Here is a 22,503-nt window from a genome sequence, read left to right on the forward strand (position 1 = left end):
GACACCGAACCTGTGGGCGATGGGGCCGGGAGGCCACCCTCGCATCGCGGGGCAAGCCCGCTCCCACAGGGTCCGGTGCGGTCTTCCAAAGTCCTTAGACGTTCTGCCGCTCACCCTTCGGATCGAAGAACACCGAAGACACGATCTCCGCCTCGATCACGCTGCCATCGGCCTGCGGCGAGTAGACACGCTCGCCCATGCGCTTGAGGCCGCCCTTGACCACACCCATGGCGAACGAATAGCCCAGGGAGTTGGCTTTGTAGCTGGAGGTGACGTGGCCGACCATGTCCATCGGGATGGGCTGCTTGGGATCGAACACCAACTGGGCGCCTTCGGGCAGCCAGACATTCGGGTCCACCGGCTTGAGGCCGACCAGTTGCTTGCGGTTCTCGCGCACGCAGTCTTCACGGTTCATGCCACGCAGGCCGATCCACGAGTACGGCTTGTTGCGGCCCACGCACCAGCTCATGTTCAGGTCGTCCGGGGTCATCGAGCCGTCGGTGTCCTGACCGACGATGATGAAGCCCTTCTCGGCGCGCAGTACGTGCATGGTCTCGGTGCCGTACGGGGTCAGGTTGTATTGCTTGCCTGCCTCGATGATCTGTTCCAGCACGCCCATGGCGTAGTTGGCCTGCACGTTGATTTCGTACGACAGCTCACCGGTGAAGGAGATGCGGAACACCCGAGCCGGTACACCGCCGACGTTGCCTTCCTTCCAGGTCATGAACGGGAAGGCTTCCTTGTCCATGTCGATGTCGGTCAGCTCGCTGAGCAGCTTGCGGCTGTTCGGACCGGACAGGGTCATGGTGGCCCAGTGGTCGGTGACCGAGGTGAAGTACACCTTCAGGTCCGGCCATTCGGTCTGGTGGTACAGCTCCAGCCACTGCAGGACGCGGGCAGCGCCGCCGGTGGTGGTGGTCATGATGAAGTGGTTCTCGCCGACGCAGGCGGTGACGCCGTCGTCGAAGACCATACCGTCTTCCTTGCACATCAAGCCGTAACGGGCCTTGCCCACATCCAGCTTGGTCCAGGCGTTGGTGTACACGCGGTTGAGGAACTCGCGCGCATCCGCGCCCTGGATGTCGATTTTGCCCAGGGTCGAGGCGTCGAGGAAGCCGACGCTGTCGCGCACGGCCTTGCACTCGCGGGCCACGGCGGCATGGATGTCTTCACCGGCCTTGGGGAAGTACCACGGACGCTTCCACTGGCCCACGTCCTCGAACTCGGCGCCGTTCTTCACGTGCCAGGCGTGCAAGGCGGTGAAGCGTACGGGCTCGAACAGGTGGCCACAGTGCCGACCCGCTACCGCGCCGAAGGTCACCGGCGTGTAGTTGGGGCGGAACATGGTGGTGCCCATCTGCGGGATGGTGATGCCCATCGAACGGGCGGCGATGGCCAGGCCGTTGATGTTGCCCAGCTTGCCTTGGTCGGTACCGAAGCCCAGCGCGGTGTAGCGCTTGACGTGCTCGACCGACTCGAAGCCTTCGCGGGTGGCCAGCTCGATGGCTGCAGCGGTGACGTCGTTCTGCTGGTCGACGAACTGCTTGGGCGCACGGGCGGTGCCCTTGTCGTGCGGCACCTGGAACAGCGCCACGGTGGCGTCTTCCTTGCGCGACACGGTTTTCGGCAGGGTGCCGACGGTGGCCTTGAAGCCGGCCTCGGTGGCTGCGCGCACGCCGCCTTCGAAGCCATCGGCAATGGCATCGCCCAGCGGGTAGACGCCGTTGATGCCGCCGACGCATTCGCGTTTCTGCGGGGCATTGCCCGGCACGAAGCCGAGAATGTCGTCACGCCACACCGGGCGACCGCCCAGGTGCGAGGCCAGGTGAACCACCGGGCTGTAGCCGCCGGACGTGGCGATCAGGTCGCACTCGAGGGTTTCGCCTGGGCTGGTGACCTTGTGCGCCTGCACATCGATGGCCGCCACGCGGGCGCCCGTGACGTGCTTGCTGCCCTTGGCTTCGATCACGGCGCTGGAGGTGAGGATACGGATGCCTTTGGCACGTGCTTCCTCGACCAGCGAACCGCGTGGGTTGTGGCGTGCATCGGCGATGGCGACCACTTGCAGGCCGGCATCGTGCCAGTCCAGCGCGGTGCGGTAGGCGTGGTCGTTGTTGGTCGACAGCACCAGCTTACGGCCCGGCGCCACGCCATAGCGGCGTACGTAGGTGGAGACCGCACCGGCCAGCATGTTGCCCGGCACGTCGTTGTTGCCGTAGACCAGCGGACGCTCGTGGGCGCCGGTGGCCAGGACCACGCGCTTGGCCCGCACGCGGTGCACGCGATGGCGCACCTGGCCGATCGGCGCGCGGTCGCCGAGGTGATCGGTGAGGCGCTCGTGAATGGTCAGGAAGTTGTGGTCGTGGTAGCCGTTGACCGTGGCGCGCGGCAGCAGGGTCACTTCCGGCAGGCCTTCGAGCTCGCTGACGACGCTGGCGACCCACTCGGCAGCGGGTTTGCCGTCGAGAGTTTCGCGGGTGTCGAGCAGGCTGCCACCGAACTCTTCCTGCTCGTCGGCCAGGATCACCCGGGCACCGCTGCGCGCAGCGGCCAGGGCAGCGGCCAGGCCCGCCGGGCCGGCACCGACGATCAGCACGTCGCAGTGCTGGTTCATGTAGTCGTAGCTGTCCGGATCGTTCTGCAGCGGCGCCCGGCCAAGACCGGCGGCTTTACGGATGTACTTCTCGTAGGTCATCCAGAACGACTTGGGATACATGAAGGTTTTGTAGTAGAAGCCCGGCGGCATCATGCTGCCGCCCACCTTGCCGAGGATGCCCATGACGTCGTTGTTGACGTTCGGCCAGCCGTTGGTGCTGGTGGCCACCAGGCCCGAATACAGCGCCTGCTGGGTGGCACGCACATTGGGGATCTGGGTGGCTTCGCTGGCGCCGATCTGCAGGATGGCGTTCGGCTCTTCGGTACCGGCCGCGATGATGCCGCGCGGGCGCGAGTACTTGAAGCTGCGCCCGACGATGTCGACGCCGTTGGCCAGCAGCGCAGCGGCCAGGCTGTCGCCGGCATAACCCTGGTAGGTCTTGCCGTTGAAGGTGAAGTTCAGCACCTTGCTGCGGTCGATACGGCCGCCGCTGGCGAGGCGATAGGTCTGGCTCATACGTTGACTCCCCGTTCGTTTACGGCCGCCGAGCGCTCAGGTGTGTGTTCGCGGGCGCTGACCTGCGGCTTCTCGCCAATCTTGTAGGTTTCCAGGATCTCGTAGGTCTCGGTGTTGCGGGTGACGTTGAAGTACTGACGGCAGCCGGCAACGTGATCCCACAGCTCATGGTGAATACCGCGCGGGTTGTCACGGTAGAACATGTAGGTGCCCCATTCCTGGTCTGAGCAGGCGTTGGGGTCCAGCGGACGGGCGATGTGCGCCTGGCCCGAGGCGTGGAACTCTTCTTCGGAGCGCAGCTCGCCGCAGTGGGGACAGAAGATATACAACATGACGGTGTCTCCGGTTAGTGGGCGACGGCAGCAGCGCCGTGTTCGTCGATCAGTGCGCCGTTGTAGAAACGGTCCATGGAGAACGGCGCGGCCAGCGGGTGCATTTCGCCCTTGGCCAGGCTCGCAGCGAAGACGTTGCCCGAACCTGGAGTCGCCTTGAAGCCGCCCGTCCCCCAACCGCAGTTGAAGAACAGGTTCTTGACCGGGGTCTTGGTGATGATCGGGCAGGCGTCGGGCGAAGTGTCGACGATGCCGCCCCATTGGCGGTTCATGCGCACGCGCGACAGGTTGGGGAACATCTCGACGATGGCCTGCAGGGTGTGCTCGATCACCGGGTACGAGCCGCGCTGACCGTAGCCGACCCAGCTGTCGATACCGGCACCGATCACCAGGTCGCCCTTGTCTGACTGGCTGATGTAGCCGTGCACGGCGTTGGACATGATCACGCTGTCGATGATCGGCTTGATCGGCTCGGAGACCAGTGCTTGCAGCGGGTGCGACTCCAGCGGCAGGCGGAAGCCGGCCAGCTTGGCCATGTGTCCGGAGTTACCGGCGGTGACCACGCCGACGCGCTTGGCGCCGATGAAGCCCTTGCTGGTCTCGACGCCGATCACGGCGCCGTTTTCCTTGCGGAAACCGGTCACTTCGGTCTGCTGGATCAGGTCCACGCCCAAGGCGTCGGCGGCACGGGCATAGCCCCAGGCCACGGCATCGTGACGGGCCACGCCGCCCCGGCGCTGTACGGTGGCGCCGAGGATCGGGTAGCGGGTGTTCTTGGAGCAGTCCAGGTACGGGATCTCGGCCGCCACCTGGGCGGTATTGAGCAACTCGCCGTCCACACCGTTGAGGCGGTTGGCACTGACGCGGCGCTCGGAGTCACGCATGTCCTGCAGGGTGTGGCACAGGTTGTAGACGCCGCGCTGGGAGAACATCACGTTGTAGTTGATGTCCTGGGACAGGCCCTCCCACAGCTTCATGGCGTGTTCGTAGAGGTGCGCCGACTCGTCCCACAGATAGTTGGAACGCACGATGGTGGTGTTACGGGCGGTGTTGCCGCCGCCCAGGTAACCCTTTTCGATCACCGCCACGTTGGTGATGCCGTGTTCCTTGGCCAGGTAGTAGGCCGTGGCCAGGCCATGGCCGCCACCGCCGACGATGACCACGTCGTACACCTTTTTCGGCGTCGGCGTGCGCCACATGCGCTGCCAGTTCTCGTGGTGGCTGAGGGAGTGCTTGAGAAGGCCGAAGCCCGAGTAACGTTGCATGGTGTGGGACTCCACTCAGCGGTAAACAGGAAAATCTGCGCACAGCGCCGCGACGTTCTTCGCCACATCGGCTTCCACGTCAGCGTCACCGAGGTTGTCGAGGATGTCGCAGATCCAGCCGGCCAGGGCCACGCACTGGGCGACCTTGAAGCCGCGAGTAGTGACGGCCGGGGTACCGATACGCAGGCCCGAGGTCACGAACGGCGATTGCGGGTCGTTCGGCACGGCGTTCTTGTTGACGGTGATGTGCGCGCGGCCCAGGGCAGCGTCGGCGTCTTTGCCGGTGAGACCCTGGCGAATCAGGCTGACCAGGAACAGGTGGTTGTCGGTGCCGCCGGAGACCACGTCATAGCCACGGTCGATGAACACCTGGGCCATGGCCTGGGCGTTTTCGATCACTTGCTTCTGGTAGCTCTTGAACTCAGGCTCCAGCGCTTCCTTGAAGCACACGGCCTTGGCCGCGATCACATGCATCAACGGGCCGCCCTGGGCGCCGGGGAAGACCGCAGCGTTGAGCTTCTTCTCGATCTCTTCGTTGGACTTGGCCAGGATCAGGCCGCCACGTGGACCGCGCAGGGTCTTGTGGGTGGTGGTGGTGACCACGTCGGCGAAGGGAATCGGGTTCGGGTACAGGCCAGCGGCTACCAGGCCGGCGACGTGGGCCATGTCGACGAACAGCAGCGCACCGACCTTGTCGGCGATGGCGCGGAAGCGTGGGAAATCGAGGGTCTTGGAGTAAGCCGAGAAGCCGGCGACGATCATCTTCGGCTTGTGCTCGACGGCCAGGCGCTCGACTTCGTCGTAGTCGATCAGGCCGGTGTTGGTGTCGATACCGTACTGCACGGCGTTGTACAGCTTGCCCGAGGACGACACCTTGGCGCCGTGGGTCAGGTGACCGCCGTGGGCCAGGCTCATGCCCAGGATGGTGTCGCCGGCCTGCAGCAGCGCCAGGTACACGGCACCGTTGGCCGACGAGCCGGAGTGCGGCTGAACGTTGGCGTAGTCGGCGCCGAACAGCTGTTTGGCGCGCTCGATGGCCAGCGCCTCGACCTTGTCGACGTGTTCGCAGCCGCCGTAGTAACGCTTGCCTGGATAGCCTTCGGCGTATTTGTTGGTCAGGCCGCTGCCTTGGGCCTGCATCACGCGCTTGGAGGTATAGTTCTCCGAGGCGATCAGCTCGATGTGATCTTCCTGCCGCTGTTCTTCGGCATTCATCGCCGCCAGCAGTGCATCGTCGTAACCCTGGATCTGGTCTTGCTTGCTGAACATCGTGTCTCTCCCGGCAGCGATCATTTTTTGTTGGGAGGGTTCAATGACCCTTTGCGGCGATGGTATGGCCGGGCCGTTGTACACAGATGCCTGCGCGCGCCTTGCAATGGCGCGTTTACGACATTGCTTCATCGCCCATCGACGGGCATGCAGGGCGAGGGATCGATTACCGGTCGCGAGCACGCCTGAGCGCGAACCTTCCAGGCCCCCAGCACGCTGATGGCAATGGCCGTGAGCAGCAGAACAGAGAGGCTGCGCGCCTGTTCGCCGAGCAGGTAGAGGGTCATGCCCACCACAGGCAGCACGGCCTGGTTCATCAACACCATCAGCGAGGACACACTCGCCAGGCGCTCGACCGGCACCAGGCGAATGCGCAGGCCGCGACAGAAGTTGGTCATGAACACCTTGCCAGCGATGTTCAGGGCGTACAGCACGAGAAAACCTGGCAAGTAGGCCTGGGACAGGATCATCAGGGCACTGGCCAGCACCGTCAGCAGCGCCGCCGCACTGAACAGCCGCAGCGCCGGCACGGCGGCGGCCAGGCGTGGGTAGAGCAAGGTCGCGGCCACACCGCAGATTCCCGCGCAGACATCGACGAAGGCGAAGTACTCGATGGGCAACTGCATGGCACGGTCGATCAAACTCACCGCGCCCGCCTCCACCAGTCCGTCGAAGGCATTGTTGCCGACGGCCAGGACCACCGAGCTGACCAGCACCGGCGTCGACAGGATCAGCTTCAGGTTGCCCGGCCCAGGCACTGTGACGTCGCACGCAGCTTCGCAGCGATTGTCAGGCACCACCCGGCTGAAGGCGTAGCACAGGGCGTTGCTGACATACAGCACAGCCGCAAGCAGCAACAAGGCTTCAACGCCAGCGGCGTAGCAGAGGAATCCGCACAACGGCCCGGTGACCATCGCCAGTTGATCGATGCGACAGAGCAGGTTCACATCCCGATCCACGTCGCGGCTGACCAGGGCGATCATCTTTTCGTAGGCAATCAGGCTCTGCGCATTGCCGATCGCGACCAACCCACTCAACAGCCCGCCGAGCAGCGTCACGGTCAGCGCGTCCGGCGCCGCACTGAGCATCAGCACCACGCACAGGCACCCGGCACACTTCAACACATCCGACAGCACCGAGACCTTGCGCACACCCCAGCGGTCGATGGAGCGGCCAACCAGCGGCGTCACCCCTATTCGCGGCAGCCACGTCATGGCGTAGGCCAGGCCCGACCACGCCAGGCTGGCGGTCTGGGCATAGACCATCACCGGCAGGAGGAACACCAGCAAGGCGTCGGCGCTGAGGACCAGCAGCAGGAGCAGTGACAGTGAGCGGGTCATGGTGCCGATGCAGCGCGCGCGGCCTGGGTCAGGATGACCTTGACCTGCCGCCCGGTCACCTGGTCGGTCACCAGCACCGCCTTGGGCGTCTGGGCGGCTGGCGCGATCGCGGCGAGCCGTTTCTGTACCTCGGCCAGCGCTTCCAGATAGCCCAGCGAGGCCAGCGTCGGGTTGGGCGTCAGGACAGGGTAAGGTCGCGCACTCAACGGCCAGTCGATGACATCGTTACCCGGCTCATAAGCGTTGGCGTCATCGAGGTAGAACACCGGGCGGTTCAGGGTGAACACGTGGGTCATGTCGAACAGCGCATGCGCTACCCCGCAGGGAATGATCAGCTCCATTTCAGGATCCGGACGAAACTCATGCCACTCTTCCTGATGCAGGGTAGGAGAGCCTGCGCGCACATCCACCAGCTTCAACCTGATCGACTGGCTGGGTGAACCCAGGAAGGTCAGGTGGTCTTCCTGGCCGAGGTGGATGCCGAACGAGTCGAAGCTGTAGGGTTGCGTCCCATGATCGACGATGTAGAAAGGCGACGGTCCCATGACCGGAACGATACGGCTGTGTTCACCCGTACGCACCGATCCATGCCGCTTGAACTCGACCCCGTGAATACGTGACACGGGAAAGCTCGAAGCCTCTCTTGCGGGACTCACGGCAGGTTGCAACATGAGCTGGACGTGCTCGCCAGTGTCCAGGATGAACTGCCGGGTTTCCGCGTGGGACACTTCGCCGGCGGACATGATCGAGCGTTGCAACGCCGCTAATTGGTAGTACACCCGGTTCGCGGCAGGCTCGCACATCGGGGTCACCCCCTCCACGGCCGCAGGATCAGTGTCCAAGGGAAGATTGATAATGTCGTGTTCAGGCGTCCAGCCAAGAGTCGGTTGCAGGAGCGACGCCAAGGGCGGCAGGAATACGTCATAGGCATTAAGCGTCGACACACCCTCCAACCCGCTGAACGTATGGGCCACACCGGGCGGAATGACCAGTGTCCTGCTGGAAGAAGGGGAAAACCGTAGAGACAGCGAGGTCCTGAACGTAGGCGACGCTTTTCGGCAGTCGATGAACTTGGCGTGAATGACCTGATGCGTATCGCCCAGAAATGTCAGCACATCTTGCTGCGCCAGATGAATACCGAATTGCCCATAGTCGAAGTGCGCTTGCCCGTGGGTGACAATATTCACCGGGCGGGTCGTGGCGAACGGCACCACGAATGACTCGGTACTGCCATTGCCCAGACGCCAGCGGTCGAACCACTGTAAACCTTGGATGTTCATCCGTGCGTTCATCGCATCACATTCGGCCTGCATGAGCCACCTCCCGAAAAAAGCCAGGCGCCTCTCGACGCCTGGCAACTTTTTAGATAGCCACTACCCGGGCACTCAAGCCAGCCTCCTGCGCGCTGCGCAGCAGCGATTGCAAACTGGATGTGTCGAGCGTTTTATAGTGATCTTGCGCCGCTGCAGACTTTATGCCGGCCAAGTAAGCCAATGAGTCAAAGGCCCGGCCAAGCGTGTCCTGCGTGGTTTCCATCATGGCGATGAATGCGTTGGCATGCACAACTTGGCCATCAACTACTGTAGGTTTAACTTCATAGAACTCAGCCACCTCAGATGCTTCGATCATGAGTATTCTCCAATACAGAATCATTATGGAAGTGCCGTTGCCGGCCTACTGATACTTGGGGAGAAATTAGAGTTCGTCAAATCCGAACCCTCTAAGAAGCGCTCAAAATATCCACGTCTCGTTATTTTAATTAATCTCTGAAAGAAACTTCTTACACATCTGAAAGAGGCTTCCTGTTTTTGTTTACGGACAGCGTCAATCGCCTGCTCGCAACGCCTCCCCGCACCAACACCGCTATAGCCCTGACCAGAAACTTCGCTACAGTACCGGGGTGCCCACGGTTTACAGGACCTGCCATGACAGACAAGAGCCAACAATTTGCCAGCGACAACTACTCCGGCATCTGCCCCGAAGCCTGGAAGGCCATGGCGCAGGCCAATCAGGGCCATCAGCGCGCCTACGGCGACGACCAATGGACCGAGCGTGCCGCCGAGCACTTTCGCACGCTGTTCGAAACTGACTGCGAGGTGTTCTTCGCCTTCAACGGCACCGCCGCCAACTCGCTGGCCCTGGCGTCGCTGTGCCAGAGCTACCACAGCGTGATCTGCTCCGAGACCGCCCACGTGGAAACCGACGAGTGCGGCGCGCCGGAGTTCTTCTCCAACGGCTCGAAGCTGCTCACCGCCGCCAGCGTCGGTGGCAAGCTGACCCCCGAATCGATTCGCGAAGTGGCGCTCAAGCGCCAGGACATCCACTACCCCAAGCCACGTGTGGTGACCATCACCCAAGCCACCGAAGTCGGCACCGTCTACCGGCCCGAAGAGCTCAAGGCCATCAGCGCCACCTGCAAGGACCTGGGCTTGAACCTGCACATGGACGGTGCGCGCTTTGCCAACGCCTGCGCGTTCCTCGGCTGTTCGCCGGCCGAGCTGACCTGGAAGGCCGGCGTGGATGTGTTGTGTTTTGGCGGGACCAAGAACGGCATGGCCGTGGGCGAAGCGATCCTGTTCTTCAACCGCGAGCTGGCCGAAGACTTCGACTACCGCTGCAAGCAGGCCGGACAGTTGGCGTCGAAGATGCGTTTTCTCTCAGCGCCCTGGGTCGGGCTGCTGGAAGACGGCGCCTGGCTGCGCCACGCCGAGCACGCCAACCAGTGCGCGCAGTTGCTGGCCTCGCTGGTCAGCGATCTGCCGGGCGTACAACTGATGTTCCCGGTGCAGGCCAATGGCGTGTTCCTGCAATTGCCGGAACTGGCCCTCGAAGCCCTGCGCGCCAGGGGCTGGCGCTTCTATACCTTCATCGGCAGCGGCGGCGCGCGCTTCATGTGTTCGTGGGACACCGAGCAGGACCGCGTGCGTGAACTGGCGGCGGACATCCGCGCGATCATCAGCGGCTGAGCGGCGCTACCGAGCAGGACGGGGCGCGCCGCCAGCGCGGCGCTACGGCTCGCCCAAGGTCCTGGCGATGGCATCGACCGCCGCGTCGACCTTGGCCTGGGTCTGCTCGAGGGTGCGCTGATGCTCGCGCTGCAGTTCGATCTGCCGTGAGCACAGGTTCAGCGCCGCCAGCACCAGCAGCTTGTCGCCGATCAGCGTCGGAAACTTACGCTTGGTTTCGCTCAACGCCACATTGAGCATGTGCGCAGCCTGCGACAGCGTCTGCTCCTCACCCTCGGGCGCCTTGAGCGAATACTCGGTGCCCAGGATGTTCACCACGTTGATCGACTGCGAGTGCAGGCTCATGCGCTGACGGCACCTGCGCTGGCACGCTCGACCAAGGCCTGGATGCGGGCGGCGGTGGCGCCGTTCTGCTCTTCCTGCTCCATCAGCGACAGTTGCAGGGCCTCATTTTCTTCCTTGGCCTGGGCCAGTGCCTGGTCGAGCTGCTGGTTCTGCTCGGTCAGTTGCGCGTTCTTGTGCATCAGGTCGGCGACCAGTTGCTCGAGTTGATTCAGGGAAGCTTCCAACATGCGTCTATCTCGGGTTGTTGCAAAGGGCGCACACGATAAAGAAAAGCATGCGCCCCCGCCATTAAAAATCAGGATCGAAGGCTCTCGTTCCGGCACATTGACAGGGTAAGCGGGGTCTTGTTCCGACCTGGGTCAACCGCCCGTCCGTCCAAGCGATTGTAGAAGGCTCATTTTTTTGGCCGATCCTAAAGACTGGTAGTCCGTTACCGATAGGTTTGTAAGACAAATTCTTTCGCATGGACGCGAGCCATCCTTCCGGACTCGACGTCATGTCACTACGTACGCTGAACATCGCGCCACGCGCACTCCTTGGTTTTTCCCTCATAGGCTTGCTGATGCTGGGCCTGGGTGTATTTTCACTGCTGCAGATGGGGCATATCCGTCAAGCGGGCGTGAACATCGAACAGATCAACATTCCCAGCATCAAGCTGCTCGACGAACTGACCGCCAACAACCAGCGCCTGCGCACCCTCTCCTACCGCCTGATGGTTGATCGCAACCTGCAGGACGAAACCTTGCGCCTCATGGACGAGCGTAACGCGCAGATCGACAAGGCCCGCGACGCTTATGCGCCGTTGATTCTCGAGCCCGGTGAGCGCGCCGCCTTCGACGAACTCGGCCAGGTCCTGGCCCAGTACCGTCAACTGGAAATGCGCCTGCGCGCTTACAGCCAGGCCGATCAGCTCGAAGCGATGCGCGAACTGCTCAACCATGACCTGCTGAGCAACTCCGAGCAGATCAACAAGGCCATGGAAAAGCTCCTTCAGTTCAACGCCACCCAGACCCGCTCGGCCAACGCCGATGCCGCCCAGCAGTACGATCGTGCCTTCATGCTGGTCATCGCGTTGCTGGTGGTCGCCACCGTGCTGATGGTGCTGTTCGCCCTGCTGCTGACCCGCAGCATCGTCAAGCCGATCGACCAGGCCTTGGCGGCCGCCGAGTGGATCGCCAAAGGCGACCTGACCCACGCCATCGACACCGCCGGCACCGACGAGGCCGCGCGCCTGTTGCAGGCCATGGACCAGATGCAGGTGCAGTTGCGCGACACGCTGCAGCAGATCTCCGGCTCCGCTACCCAGCTCGCCTCGGCGGCCGAAGAGCTCAACAGCGTCACCGACGAGAGCGCCCGCGGCCTGGCCCAGCAGAACAACGAGATCCAGCAGGCAGCAACTGCCGTGACCGAGATGACCAGCGCAGTGGAGGAAGTGGCCCGCAACGCCGTGAGCACTTCCGAGGCGTCGGGCGAAGCCAGCCGTTCGGCCGGTGACGGCCGCGACCTGGTGCTGGAGACCGTAAGCGCCATCGAGCGCATGAGCGGCGACGTGCAGAACACCGCCCGCCTGGTCGAAGACCTGGCCGAGCAATCACGCGATATCGGCAAGGTGCTGGACGTGATTCGCGGCCTGGCCGACCAGACCAACCTGCTGGCGTTGAACGCAGCGATCGAGGCCGCGCGTGCCGGCGAGGCCGGACGTGGTTTTGCGGTGGTGGCCGATGAAGTGCGGGCACTGGCGCATCGCACGCAGCAATCGACCAGCGAAATCGAGCGGATGATCGGCAGCATTCAGGGCGGCACCGAACATGCAGTGGAGTCGATGCGCACCAGCACCGAACGCGCCGAATCGACCTTGAACATCGCCCGTGGCGCCGGCCTGGCGCTGGACACCATCGCCAGTGCGGTAGGCCAAATCAACGAGCGCAACCTGGTGATCGCCAGCGCCGCGGAGGAGCAGGCTCAAGTGGCCCGCGAGGTGGACCGCAACCTGGTGAACATCAACGATCTGTCGGTGCAGAGCGCCACCGGCGCCCACCAGACCACGATGGCCAGCGCCGAACTGTCACGCCTGGCCGTCGACCTCAACAGCATGGTTGCCCGTTTCCGTACCTAAGAGCAGCTGCAAGCTTCTAGCTTCAAGCTGCAAGAAGAAGCGGGCCGGTGGAGAGCCTGCTTTTTCTTGTAGCTTGTAGCTTGCAGCTTGTCGCTCGAAGCTTGCCGCTGCCGCGCTACGCGCGGCTAGTAATCGATGCGCACGTCGCCCTTGGGCACGCTGCAGCACGAGAGGATGTAGCCTTCGGCCTCGTCTTCCTCGGTGATGCCGCCGTTGTGCTCCATCTCCACTTCACCGCCCAGCTTGAGCACCTTGCAGGTGCCGCAGATGCCCATGCCGCAGGCCTTGGGGATCATCAGGCCGACTTTTGCCGCGGCGGCGTGCACCGTCTCGCCCGGGGCGATGCGGATGCTCTTGTCGCTGCCGATGAACTCCACCAGGTTGAGGTCGGCGGCGTCCACTTCCGGGGCCTCGGCGGCGGCTTCGGCGTGCTCGACGGCATCGGCCTTGGCCTCCGGTGGCGTCGCGCCGAACGATTCCTCGTGGTAGTTCTTCATGTCGAAGCCCACGGCTTCGAGCATGCGCTTGACCGCGCTCATGTACGGCGTCGGACCACAGCAGAAAATTTCCCGCTCCAGATAGTCCGGCGCGATCAGCTCCATCAGGCGCTGGTTCAGATAGCCGCGATAGCCCGCCCACGGCTCGCCCAGACCATGCTTCTCGCAGACGATGTGCAGGCTGAAGTTCGGCACGCGTGAGGCCATCTGCTCCAGCTCGCGGTGGAAGATGATGTCCTTGGGCGAACGGGCGCTGTGCACGAAGACCATGTCGACATTGGCGTTGGTGTCGTAGAACCAGCGCGCCATGGACATCACCGGGGTGATGCCGACACCGCCGGACAGGTAGAGCACCTTGGCCGCCGGGTAGTCGATGGCATTGAACAGACCGACCGGACCGTGCACCGGCAACTCGGCGCCTTCATGCATGGTGTCGTGGAGGAAGTTCGACACCAGCCCGCCCGGCACACGCTTGACGGTGATCGAGAAGCTGTACGGCACCGACGGCGAACTGGAGATGGTGTACGAACGCATCACCGGCTTGCCTTCGATCTCAAGCTCCAGGGTGACGAACTGGCCCGGCTTGAAGAAGAACATGATCGGCTGGTCGGCCATGAAGCAGAAGGTGCGCACGTCCCAGGTCTCCTGGATGACCTTGACGCAGCGCACGATATGGCGGCCGTTGGCCCAGGTCTGGGTGGTGACCGGATTGAGGAAGGTTTCGGACATGTTCATCTCCAGCAGCCGACTATCGGCTTTCTTATGGCTGCGATAATGCTCAAGCCCGATGTGTCGCACATTCCCATCCGCGACATCGGCGTGCTTATCGCGACCAGCCCCGAGACACAAGGGTTGGGGCGTCGGAATTCGATTCGGCCATGTCGCCCATGGATATGGCCCGGCCACGGCGCGAACGCACACTCCACCGCAAATAGAACGGCTGTTTTTCTGCTGATAGCCTTGCGGCAAACACAACAACGATTAGCCACCTTTCGCCGGCCGACAACGGCCTTGAGGATAAAACGATGGACGTCACCGCAACCCTGAGCCTGGGCGATCCACTGGAACCTGCACGCAAGGCCACCGCCGAGATGCTGCAGACCCGCGAGCGCACGTACTCGCTGCCGCAGCCCTTCTACTGCGACGAGCGCCTGTTCCAGATCGACATGCAGGAGATCTTCCACAAAGAGTGGTTGATCGCGGGGATGACCTGCGAGATTCCGGCGAAGGGCAACTACCTCACCCTGCAGATCGGCAAGAACCCGGTGATCGTGATCCGTGGCGCCGAGGGCAAGGTGCACGCCTTCCACAACGTCTGCCGCCATCGCGGTTCGCGCCTGTGCGTCAGCGACAAGGGCAAGGTGGCCAAGCTGGTCTGCCCGTACCACCAGTGGACCTATGAGCTCGACGGCCGCCTGCTGTTCGCCGGCACCGAGATGGGCGCCGACTTCGACATGAATCAGTACGGCCTCAAGCCGATCAACGTGAAGACGGCCGGCGGCTACATCTTCATCAGCCTGGCGGAGAACCCGCCGGCCATCGACGAGTTCCTGGCCACGCTGGACCACTACATGGAACCGTACGACATGGAGAACGCCAAGGTGGCGGTGCAAACCACCTTGATGGAAAAGGCCAACTGGAAGCTGGTGCTGGAAAACAACCGCGAGTGCTATCACTGCAACGGTTCGCACCCGGAACTGCTGAAGACCCTGCTGGAGTGGGACGACACCAACGACCCGCGCGCCAGCCAGGAATTCAAGGACCACGTGGCCGCCTCCGCCGCCGCCTGGGACGCCGAGAAGATCCCGTACCTGCACAAGAGCCACGGCCTGCGTAACCGCATCGTGCGCATGCCGCTGCTCAAGGGCACCGTGTCGATGACCATGGACGGCAAGCAGGCGTGCAAGAAGCTGATGGGCCGGATCAAGAACCCGGACCTGGGCTCGATGCGCATCCTGCACCTGCCACACTCGTGGAACCACTGCATGGGCGACCACATGATCGTGTTCACCGTGTGGCCGATCAGCGCCCAGGAAACCATGGTCACCACCAAATGGCTGGTGCACAAGGACGCGGTCGAAGGCGTGGACTACGACCCTGAGCAAATGCGCAAGGTGTGGGACGCCACCAACGACCAGGACCGCCGCCTGGCCGAAGAGAACCAGCGCGGTATCAACTCCACCGCCTATCAGCCAGGCCCGTACTCGAAGACCTACGAGTTCGGCGTGGTCAACTTCATCGACTGGTACAGCGATCGCGTGCTGGCCAACCTGGGAGCGGAACCTGCGCCGTACCTGAAGGAAGTGAAGTCGCAGTAAACCTGCGAGGTTGTTGAAAACGCCACGGCCGAGTGATCGGCCGTGGCGTTTTTGTGTGTTGTACAGAGGGTGCGAACAGGTTATCCACAGGTTTGAAAGCAGAAACCTGTGGATACTCGAAACCCATGTAGTCCGAATCGACTGATCATTATTTGATCAAACCCTTGGAAGCCTTTTCCCACGTGGCTTTCAGCGTTTATCGAACACCTTGTCCACAGGGACGCCAACAGAAACTGTGGGCATGACTCACGACGGTTCGAATGCGCTGTGGATAATGCCCTCAAAGCCCTGTATTTCCAGCGTTATGAGGTGATCGCCATCAGATTGATCAATTTTTGACCTAACCTATGAAAGCCCCGTCGACCGTGGCTTCCAGCGCTTGCCCAACATATTATCCACAGAGGGATGAACAGCGATTGTGGGAAAGTTGCGGAGGGTCCGAGGTGAGTCAGGCTATTGAACGACGCACAGACCTGTACATTTTTTGATCATCACCCTACAGCCCTCGTCCGCTCTAGGCTTGAGCAACAAGCGAACACGTTATTCACAGGCTGGCGAACAGTTTCGGGGGACAGTTTGCAGGCGGTGGGACCTTTGCGCTGATTTCACGTCACGAGATGGCGCAAACCCACTAAATAGCCCGTGAGAGCGGCCCGAAGCCACAAAAAAGGGCCGCAAAGCGGCCCCAGAGTTATTCACAGGCAGAGGCGGCTCAGCGCAGCACCCCCTCCTCCACCAACAGCTTGAGAATGGCTTCAGCGCCTTCCTGTGGAGAAACGTCCTTGAGCACCTTGCCGCCCCCGCCACTGGCCTTGGCCGTCGCCGCCTTCATACGGTCGGCACCGCTCTTGGCCTTGATCACTTTCAAGCGCTTGGGGCGTGGCCGCGCCGGTTGCAGGGCATCGCCGTCCAACACCTCGTCCTCGACCACCGCGACATCGCGCGCCGCCAGCACACCCCGGCGTGCCGGACCGAACGCGCTCTGCCGCGGCTTGGGCGCAGCGTTATCCACAGTGGCCAGCAACGGCAGGCGCACCTTCAGGCGACGCCGCTGACCGCGCGGCAAGGCTTGCAGCACCTGCGCGGTGCCATTCTCGATCGACTCCACCTCGGCCAGCCCCACCACCAGCGGCCAGCCCAGCTTCTCGGCCAGGAGAAACGGCAGCATGCCAGAGCCTTCGCCGGTTTCGGCCTGGCTGCCGGTCAGCACCAACTGGGCGCCGGCGTCGCGCAGGTAGTCGCCGAGCACGCCGAGCACGTCGGCGCCAGCGGGTTGCTCCAGCACGTCCAGGTGTTCCAGGCCCATGCCCAGGTAGCCGCGCAGCGCCTCCTCGGCGGGGTTACCGGCATGCACCACCTGCAGGTCGTTGCCTGCCAGTTGCAGGCCGAGTTCGACGGCGCGCGAATCCTGCTCGGCGCGACGGGCGCGACCAGAGCTGGGGTGGGCACCGATGGAAACCAGGCTGATGACTTTCGTACTCATGTCGTGCCCTTATGCCGCGTCGCGCTGAGCGCCGCTGCGGAAGTTGTCCACAGCCTCGATCAGGGCCTTGAGAATCGCCGCGCTGTCGCCAATCACCGACAGGTCGGCCCGCTTGATCATGTCGCAGCCAGGGTCCATGTTGATCGCCACCACCTTGTCGCAGGCGCCGATGCCTTGCAGGTGCTGGATGGCCCCGGAGATACCCACGGCCATGTACACCCGCGCCGTGACCCAGGTGCCGGTCGCCCCGACCTGACGGTTGCGCGGCATGAAGCCGTCGTCCACCGCCACCCGCGACGCGCCTTCGGTGGCGCCCAGCGCCGCCGTGGCCTGGTGGAACAGGGCCCAGTCCTTGACCCCGTTGCCACCGGAGACGATGAACTCGGCCTCGGCCATGGCGATGGCCGCCGGATCCACGGCCACCGGCCCCAAGTCCTCGATGCGCGAAAGGCTACGGGCCACACCTGTGGACAACGCCACCGGCAAGGCTTCGTGACGGGTTTCGCTGACCGGGTCGGCGCATTCGGCTGCGGCCAGGATCAGGCGCGGCAGGCCGCGTTGCAGGTCCTGCTGACCGGCCCCGGCGCGGCCGATGCACTGGCCGTCCTTGATCTGCCAGACCCGCGTGGCCGGGCGTTCGCCCAACGCGGCGCCCAGGCGTCGGCCCAACTCGCCGCCACCGGTGCGGCTATCGGGCAACAGCCAGTGGCGCGGTGCGAACTGGTTATCCACAGCACGCAGGCCTTGAACCAGCTGTTCGGGGGCGTAACCGCTGTAGGCATCGCCTTCGATGACCAGCAAGCGGTCCACCCCGGCGTTGGCGAAGTTGCTTTCCTTGTGTTCACCGAACACCACGGCCAGCACCGCGCCGTCGTTGCCGGCCAGGCTGCGGGCCAGGCCAAGCAGGTCGCGGTCGTGACTGCCCAGGCGGCCACCGACCATGTCCGGTACCACGGTGATGTAGAAGGCAGGATCCGCCACTTGGTGCAGCGGCAACTGCACCTCGGCCGCTGCCGTGCGCCGTGCGCCACCGGCAGTGCCCTGCTGGGCGCCGCTGCGGTCGATACGCTTGAGACCGGCCGGGCCGACGAAGCCGGCTGCCAGTGCGTGAGGGTTCTTGCGCATGAGCCCGTTGGGGCCCATCCAGCTAGTCTGTTGCGTCTGCATCGCGGCGTGCAACGGATGCAGACGGTTACGGGCGATCCACTCGGCGCGTGGGTCGCGGCGGACGATGTCGCTCATCAGTGCACCTCCGCAGGTTCACGTTTGGCCGCAGCCGGTTTGCTGGTCGCTGCTGGCGCTTGTTCTTCGATCAACACGTCGGCGACCAGCTCGGCCAGGTCCTTGATCTGTGGGCGGGGCTCGACCACCCCTTCGAGCATGGCGGTGCACTGCGGACAACCCACCGCCACCAGCTCGGCCTCGGTTTCGCGGATATCGTCCATGCGCATGTCGGGAATCCGCTGCTTGCCGGGAATGTCGGTGATCGGCGCACCGCCGCCACCGCCGCAGCAGCGAGAACGGAAGCCCGAGCGCTGCATCTCGCGCACTTCGATACCGAGCGCCTTGAGCACTTCACGCGGGGCTTCGTACTCGCCGTTGTAGCGCCCCAGGTAGCACGGGTCGTGGTAGGTGACGCTGCCGCCCTTGTGCTGGCCAAGGTTCAGGCGTTTGGCAGCGATCAGTTCGGCGATGTAGGTGCTGTGGTGCTGCACCTGGTAGTCGCCGCCCAAAGCGCCGTACTCGTTCTTGAGGACATGGAAGCTGTGCGGGTCGCAGGTGACGATGCGTTGGAACTGGTACTTGGCCAGGGTCTGGATGTTGCGCTTGGCCAACTGCTGGAAGGTCGCCTCGTCGCCCAGGCGACGCGCCACGTCCCCGCTGTCGCGCTCTTCCAGGCCGAGCACGGCGAAGTCCACGCCCGAGGCCTTGAGCACTTTGACGAAGGCGCGCAGGGTGCGCTGGTTGCGCATGTCGAAGGCGCCATCACCCACCCAGAACAGCACCTCGGTGGTCTTCACGTCCGAGAGCAACTTGAGGTTCAAGTCTGCCGCCCAGTTCATCCGACCGCCCGGATTGAAACCGCCGGGGTTGTCGGTGGCGATCAGGTTGTCGAGCACCTCGGCGCCCTTGTTCGGGGTCGCGCCCTTCTCCAGGGTGAGGTGACGGCGCATGTCGACGATGGCATCGACGTGCTCGATCATCATCGGGCATTCCTCGACACAGGCCCGGCACGTGGTGCACGACCACAGCGTTTCGGCATCGACCAGACCGTTGACGATCGGCTGGTGCGGATGGCCGCCGTGCTCGCCGATGGGTTTGCCGGGGTAAGGGCTGCCGGCGAACTTGGCGTCGGTGCCACCGGCCAGGCCGATGACCATGTCCTGAATCAGTTTTTTCGGGTTCAGCGGCTGACCCGCGGCGAAGGCCGGGCACATGGCCTCGCACTTGCCGCACTGCACGCAGGCGTCGAAGCCCAGCAGTTGGTTCCAGGTGAAGTCCACCGGTTTTTCCACGCCCAGCGGCGCGCTCGGGTCTTCCAGGTCCAGCGGCTTGAGGCCAGTGGAGCGCCCGCCGCCGAAACGTTCGGCGCGGCGGTGCCAGGCCAGGTGCAGGGCACCGGCGAAGGCATGCTTCATCGGCCCGCCCCAGGTCATGCCGAAGAACAGCTCCGACACGCCCCACAGCACGCCCAGGCCGAGAATGCCGACCATCACCCAGCCGCCGGTGTTGGCCGGCAGGATACCCGCCACCGGCAGGGTGGCGATGAAGAAGCTCGCGGCGAACACCAGCAGGCTCTTGGGCAGACGCATCCACGGGCCTTTGGACAGGCGCGAAGGGGGGTTCAGGCGACGCTTGAAGACGAAGATGGCGCCGCAGAACATGATCACCGTGGCCACCAGCAGGGCGTAGCCGAGGATCTTGCTCTGCAGGCCGAAGCCGTGCACCAGGATCGCCAGCAGCGCCGACAGCACGAAACCACCGGCGGTGGCGACGTGGGTCTTGGACATGTACTTGTCGCGCTCGACCACGTGGTGCAGGTCCACCAGGTAGCGGCGCGGCATGGCCAGCAGGCCGCCGATCAGATCGACCTTCGCAGGCCGACCACGACGCCACATGCTCACACGACGCACGGCGCCGAGCACGGCCAGGCCGAGCGCGGCGAACAGCAGGATGGGTAGAAGGGTGTTCAACATGGCAGGCACCTTTGAGCTGCAAGCTGCAAGCTACAAGCGGCAAGAAGAAGCGGCGTCGCCCCTGCTTCGTGCGTGTATCTTGCAGTCCACCGCTGCGTTACAGAATCATTCCCAAGCAACTCCCAAAAGCTGAGCTGCAAGTGAAGCTGACAACGGGCGCTTCTCCTTGCAGCTTGCAGCTTGAAGCTTGCCGCTGCTTCAGAAGTCCTTGCACAGGCGCAAGGCATCGTAGATCGCCGCGTGCACGTTGCGCTGGGCCACGCAGTCGCCGATGCGGTACAGCAGGTAACCTTCGCCCGGCTGGCTGAGGATTGGCTGCGGCTGGATCGCGAACAGGGCTTCGATGTCGATCTGGCCTTTGTTGCGCGAACCGTCCTTGAGGCCGTAGTACAGCTCCTCGTCGGGACGCACGCCGTTCTCGATCACCACCTGGTCGACCACCCGCTCCTCCTTGGCCCCGGTGTATTCGTTCTCCAGTACCGCCACCAGCTTGTCGCCTTCGCGGTAGACCTTCTCCAGCATCATGTCCCCGGTCATGATCACTTCCTTGGGGTACATGCTGCGGTAGTAAGTCGGGAAGGTGGTGCCGCCCATGGCCACACCCGGCTTGATGTCGTCGGTGACGATCTCGACCTGGCTGCCTTTGTCGGCGATGAAATCCGCCACCGACATGCCGGTGAATTCGCAGATGGTGTCGTACACCAGCACGTTCTTGCCCGGCGCGACCTTGCCGTCGAGCACGTCCCAACTGCTCACCACCAGCCCTTCGGCAGCGCCCCAATGGTCGTTCTGCTCGACGAACGGATGACCGCCCACCGCCAGCACGATGATGTCCGGACGCAGGTCCTGGATGGTCGGGATATCCGCCGCAGTGCCCAGGCGCAGGTCCACCTTCAGGCGGGCGAACTCCAGTTGATACCAGCGGGTGATCCCGGCGATCTGGTCACGCTGCGGCGCCTTGGCGGCGATGGTGATCTGCCCGCCGATCTGCTCGCGCTTCTCGAATACGGTCACGTCGTGGCCACGTTCGGCAGCGACGCGCGCGGCTTCCATGCCGGCAGGGCCGGCACCGACCACCACCACCTTGCGCTTGGGCCCGGTGGACTTCTCGATGATGTGCGGCACCCCCATGTACTCACGGGAGGTCGCGGCGTTCTGGATGCACAGCACATCCAGACCTTGGTACTGACGGTCGATACAGTAGTTGGCGCCGACGCACTGCTTGATCTGGTCGATCTGACCCATCTTGATCTTGGCGATCAGGTGCGGGTCGGCCATGTGTGCACGGGTCATGCCGACCATGTCCACGTAGCCGCCTTCCAGAATGCGCGTGGCCTGGTTCGGGTCCTTGATGTTCTGTGCGTGCAGCACCGGTACCTTGACCACTTCCTTGATGCCAGCGGCCAGGTGCAGGAACGGCTCTGGCGGGTAGCTCATGTTCGGGATGACGTTGGCCAGGGTGTTGTGGGTGTCGCACCCCGAGCCCACCACGCCGATGAAGTCGAGCATGCCGGTGGCATCGTAGTACGCAGCGATCTGCTTCATGTCCTCGTGGCTGAGGCCATCGGGGTGGAACTCGTCACCGCAGATACGCATGCCCACGCAGAAGTCGTCGCCGACCTCGGCGCGCACCGCCTTGAGCACTTCCAGGCCGAACTTCATGCGGCCTTCGAAGCTGCCGCCCCACTCGTCGGTCCGCTTGTTGACGCGCGGGCTCCAGAACTGGTCGATCATGTGCTGGTGCACCGCCGACAGCTCGACGCCGTCCAGGCCACCTTCCTTGGCCCGGCGCGCGGCCTGGGCGTAGTTACCGATCACGCGCCAGATCTCTTCCACCTCGATGGTCTTGCAGGTGGCGCGGTGTACCGGTTCACGGATGCCGGACGGCGACATCAGGGTCGGCCAGTTGAAGCCGTCCCAACGCGAGCGACGACCCATGTGGGTAATCTGGATCATGATCTTGGCGCCATGCTTGTGCATGGCGTCGGCCAGGTTCTGGAAGTGCGGGATGATGCGGTCGGTGGACAGGTTGACCGACGCCCACCACTGCTGCGGGCTGTCGATGGCCACCACCGAGGAACCGCCGCAGATGGCCAGGCCGATGCCGCCCTTGGCCTTCTCTTCGTAGTACTTCACATAGCGATCGGTGGTCATGCCGCCGTCGGTCGCGTAGACCTCGGCGTGCGCGGTGCTGAGCACGCGGTTGCGGATGGTCAGCTTGCCGATCTGGATCGGCTGGAACATTGCTTCGAATGCCATGACG

General features: G+C 63.7%; 17 protein-coding genes and 1 pseudogene. 4 read left to right on the top strand and 14 right to left on the bottom strand.

What is annotated here, in order from left to right; all coding sequences use genetic code 11:
- Positions 1-94: 94 nt before the first annotated feature.
- From NJ69_RS16955 to NJ69_RS16985, 7 genes are all read right to left on the bottom strand, one after another.
- On the bottom strand, positions 95-3,112 hold the full coding sequence (locus tag NJ69_RS16955; protein WP_039581286.1) for a sarcosine oxidase subunit alpha: 3,018 nt from the start codon (positions 3,110-3,112) through the stop codon (positions 95-97).
- On the bottom strand, positions 3,109-3,444 hold the full coding sequence (locus NJ69_RS16960; protein WP_039581290.1) for a sarcosine oxidase subunit delta: 336 nt from the start codon (positions 3,442-3,444) through the stop codon (positions 3,109-3,111). The genes NJ69_RS16955 and NJ69_RS16960 overlap by 4 nt, the downstream gene beginning before the upstream one ends.
- A gap of 14 nt (positions 3,445-3,458) precedes the next feature.
- The gene (locus NJ69_RS16965; RefSeq protein ID WP_029615229.1) at positions 3,459-4,709 is read right to left on the bottom strand and encodes a sarcosine oxidase subunit beta family protein; all 1,251 of its coding nucleotides are present in this window, start codon (positions 4,707-4,709) and stop codon (positions 3,459-3,461) included.
- A 15-nt stretch (positions 4,710-4,724) separates the two neighbouring features.
- Positions 4,725-5,978, bottom strand: coding sequence for a serine hydroxymethyltransferase (locus tag NJ69_RS16970; RefSeq protein WP_039581293.1), 1,254 nt, complete (start codon positions 5,976-5,978; stop codon positions 4,725-4,727).
- 128 nt (positions 5,979-6,106) lie between these two features.
- Complete coding sequence (locus NJ69_RS16975) at positions 6,107-7,318, bottom strand: hypothetical protein (RefSeq protein ID WP_052192136.1); 1,212 nt, start codon at positions 7,316-7,318, stop codon at positions 6,107-6,109.
- Positions 7,315-8,631, bottom strand: a complete 1,317-nt coding sequence (locus tag NJ69_RS16980; protein WP_039581295.1) for a dTDP-4-dehydrorhamnose 3,5-epimerase family protein — start codon at positions 8,629-8,631, stop codon at positions 7,315-7,317. The genes NJ69_RS16975 and NJ69_RS16980 overlap by 4 nt, the downstream gene beginning before the upstream one ends.
- A gap of 49 nt (positions 8,632-8,680) precedes the next feature.
- On the bottom strand, positions 8,681-8,947 hold the full coding sequence (locus NJ69_RS16985; protein WP_039581298.1) for a hypothetical protein: 267 nt from the start codon (positions 8,945-8,947) through the stop codon (positions 8,681-8,683).
- Between the two features lie 296 nt (positions 8,948-9,243).
- On the opposite strand from NJ69_RS16985, the gene NJ69_RS16990 reads away from it, so the two are divergent.
- Positions 9,244-10,284: a threonine aldolase family protein gene (locus tag NJ69_RS16990; RefSeq protein WP_039581301.1), complete on the top strand. Its 1,041-nt coding sequence runs from the start codon at positions 9,244-9,246 to the stop codon at positions 10,282-10,284.
- Between the two features lie 42 nt (positions 10,285-10,326).
- On the opposite strand, the gene NJ69_RS16995 is transcribed toward NJ69_RS16990, so the two are convergent.
- A complete protein-coding gene (locus NJ69_RS16995; RefSeq protein WP_029614876.1) occupies positions 10,327-10,629 on the bottom strand; it encodes a cell division protein ZapA in 303 nt (100 codons plus the stop codon).
- Entirely contained in the window at positions 10,626-10,856 is a 231-nt protein-coding gene (locus NJ69_RS17000) for a hypothetical protein (RefSeq protein ID WP_039581302.1), read from the bottom strand. The genes NJ69_RS16995 and NJ69_RS17000 overlap by 4 nt, the downstream gene beginning before the upstream one ends.
- 269 nt (positions 10,857-11,125) lie before the next feature.
- Here NJ69_RS17000 and NJ69_RS23250 point away from each other — a divergent pair.
- Together NJ69_RS23250 and NJ69_RS23255 are read left to right on the top strand one after the other, a co-directional pair.
- Positions 11,126-11,890 (top strand): annotated as a pseudogene (locus NJ69_RS23250) (MCP four helix bundle domain-containing protein); the annotation flags it as partial.
- Positions 11,882-12,745 (top strand): methyl-accepting chemotaxis protein, encoded by an 864-nt coding sequence (locus NJ69_RS23255; RefSeq protein ID WP_432416640.1) that lies wholly within the window; start codon positions 11,882-11,884, stop codon positions 12,743-12,745. The pseudogene NJ69_RS23250 and the gene NJ69_RS23255, both read left to right, overlap by 9 nt.
- A 125-nt stretch (positions 12,746-12,870) precedes the next feature.
- On the opposite strand, the gene gbcB is transcribed toward NJ69_RS23255, so the two are convergent.
- On the bottom strand, positions 12,871-13,971 hold the full coding sequence (gene gbcB / locus NJ69_RS17010; protein WP_029614881.1) for a glycine-betaine demethylase subunit GbcB: 1,101 nt from the start codon (positions 13,969-13,971) through the stop codon (positions 12,871-12,873).
- Between the two features lie 296 nt (positions 13,972-14,267).
- Here gbcB and gbcA point away from each other — a divergent pair, with 296 nt between their 5' ends.
- Entirely contained in the window at positions 14,268-15,560 is a 1,293-nt protein-coding gene (gbcA, locus tag NJ69_RS17015) for a glycine-betaine demethylase subunit GbcA (RefSeq protein WP_029614882.1), read from the top strand.
- A gap of 712 nt (positions 15,561-16,272) precedes the next feature.
- Here gbcA and NJ69_RS17020 read toward each other — a convergent pair.
- The 4 genes from NJ69_RS17020 to dgcA form a co-directional block, all read right to left on the bottom strand.
- Positions 16,273-17,043, bottom strand: coding sequence for an electron transfer flavoprotein subunit beta (locus NJ69_RS17020; protein WP_039581306.1), 771 nt, complete (start codon positions 17,041-17,043; stop codon positions 16,273-16,275).
- Positions 17,044-17,052: 9 nt separating this feature from the next.
- Positions 17,053-18,285, bottom strand: coding sequence for an electron transfer flavoprotein subunit alpha/FixB family protein (locus NJ69_RS17025; RefSeq protein WP_039581307.1), 1,233 nt, complete (start codon positions 18,283-18,285; stop codon positions 17,053-17,055).
- Entirely contained in the window at positions 18,285-20,240 is a 1,956-nt protein-coding gene (gene dgcB / locus NJ69_RS17030) for a dimethylglycine demethylation protein DgcB (protein WP_039581309.1), read from the bottom strand. Before dgcB ends, NJ69_RS17025 begins: the two co-directional genes overlap by 1 nt.
- Before the next feature lie 198 nt (positions 20,241-20,438).
- Positions 20,439-22,499, bottom strand: coding sequence for a dimethylglycine demethylation protein DgcA (gene dgcA, locus NJ69_RS17035; RefSeq protein ID WP_039581311.1), 2,061 nt, complete (start codon positions 22,497-22,499; stop codon positions 20,439-20,441).
- Positions 22,500-22,503: the final 4 nt, after the last annotated feature.

Source organism: Pseudomonas parafulva (assembly GCF_000800255.1).
Taxonomy (GTDB): domain Bacteria; phylum Pseudomonadota; class Gammaproteobacteria; order Pseudomonadales; family Pseudomonadaceae; genus Aquipseudomonas; species Aquipseudomonas boreofloridensis.

Coding starts and splice junctions, on each gene's coding strand:
- NJ69_RS16970 (WP_039581293.1), bottom strand. CDS start 5,978: ATGTTCAGCAAGCAAGACCAGATCCAGGGTTACGACGATGCACTGCTG.
- NJ69_RS17025 (WP_039581307.1), bottom strand. CDS start 18,285: ATGAGCGACATCGTCCGCCGCGACCCACGCGCCGAGTGGATCGCCCGT.
- NJ69_RS17020 (WP_039581306.1), bottom strand. CDS start 17,043: ATGAGTACGAAAGTCATCAGCCTGGTTTCCATCGGTGCCCACCCCAGC.
- NJ69_RS16985 (WP_039581298.1), bottom strand. CDS start 8,947: ATGATCGAAGCATCTGAGGTGGCTGAGTTCTATGAAGTTAAACCTACA.
- gbcB (WP_029614881.1), bottom strand. CDS start 13,971: ATGTCCGAAACCTTCCTCAATCCGGTCACCACCCAGACCTGGGCCAAC.
- NJ69_RS16975 (WP_052192136.1), bottom strand. CDS start 7,318: ATGACCCGCTCACTGTCACTGCTCCTGCTGCTGGTCCTCAGCGCCGAC.
- NJ69_RS16960 (WP_039581290.1), bottom strand. CDS start 3,444: ATGTTGTATATCTTCTGTCCCCACTGCGGCGAGCTGCGCTCCGAAGAA.
- NJ69_RS16965 (WP_029615229.1), bottom strand. CDS start 4,709: ATGCAACGTTACTCGGGCTTCGGCCTTCTCAAGCACTCCCTCAGCCAC.
- gbcA (WP_029614882.1), top strand. CDS start 14,268: ATGGACGTCACCGCAACCCTGAGCCTGGGCGATCCACTGGAACCTGCA.
- NJ69_RS16990 (WP_039581301.1), top strand. CDS start 9,244: ATGACAGACAAGAGCCAACAATTTGCCAGCGACAACTACTCCGGCATC.
- NJ69_RS23255 (WP_432416640.1), top strand. CDS start 11,882: ATGCAGGTGCAGTTGCGCGACACGCTGCAGCAGATCTCCGGCTCCGCT.
- NJ69_RS16980 (WP_039581295.1), bottom strand. CDS start 8,631: ATGCAGGCCGAATGTGATGCGATGAACGCACGGATGAACATCCAAGGT.
- NJ69_RS16955 (WP_039581286.1), bottom strand. CDS start 3,112: ATGAGCCAGACCTATCGCCTCGCCAGCGGCGGCCGTATCGACCGCAGC.
- NJ69_RS16995 (WP_029614876.1), bottom strand. CDS start 10,629: ATGAGCCTGCACTCGCAGTCGATCAACGTGGTGAACATCCTGGGCACC.
- dgcA (WP_039581311.1), bottom strand. CDS start 22,499: ATGGCATTCGAAGCAATGTTCCAGCCGATCCAGATCGGCAAGCTGACC.
- NJ69_RS17000 (WP_039581302.1), bottom strand. CDS start 10,856: ATGTTGGAAGCTTCCCTGAATCAACTCGAGCAACTGGTCGCCGACCTG.
- dgcB (WP_039581309.1), bottom strand. CDS start 20,240: ATGTTGAACACCCTTCTACCCATCCTGCTGTTCGCCGCGCTCGGCCTG.